The 477-nt window shown below is 70.2% G+C and carries 1 pseudogene; it reads right to left on the bottom strand.

The window, feature by feature from the left end:
* A pseudogene (uspM, locus tag FLO80_RS23805) lies at positions 1-477 on the bottom strand (universal stress protein UspM); the annotation flags it as partial.

Here is a 477-nt window from a genome sequence, read left to right as displayed (position 1 = left end):
GCGACCGCGCCCATCAGCAGCAGGTCGATGTCGTTGGCCCGGACGAAGTCGGGGATCGCCTGCTCGGCATAGCCGGCCAGCAGGTGGCGGCGCTCCGCGGCGATCTCCGGGTAGGCTGCCAGCAGGTCGTCGAAGGCCTGGCGGTGACGTTCCTCATGTTGCAGCACGAAACGCTCGTAGCCGGCGAGCATTTCCGCGTCGAACAGCAGGCTGCGCGGCATCGCCGCGTGGGTATGCAGGTAGTCGGCGCGCAGCCCCAGGCTGGCTTCGAGCTGGCGGGCGGCGGCGATCAGCCGGTGATCGAGGGCGGCCGGCTTGTCGCTGGCATGCAGCGGGTCGAGCGCCGCGCACAGGCGCTGGCCGCGCCAGGCGTCGTGATGGACCAGCCAGAGCGGCTGCGGGCAGTGGCGGATCAATTGCCAGTCGCTGTTGCCCAGTAGCAGGCGGCGCAGCAGGTTGTGCTTGCGGGTGCTCTTG

The organism is Aquicoccus porphyridii (assembly GCF_008369105.1).
GTDB classification, from domain to species: Bacteria; Pseudomonadota; Alphaproteobacteria; order Rhodobacterales; family Rhodobacteraceae; genus Aquicoccus; species Aquicoccus porphyridii.
Note: the sequence above shows the minus strand (reverse complement) of the source record. Positions and strands in the feature narration are given on the sequence as shown.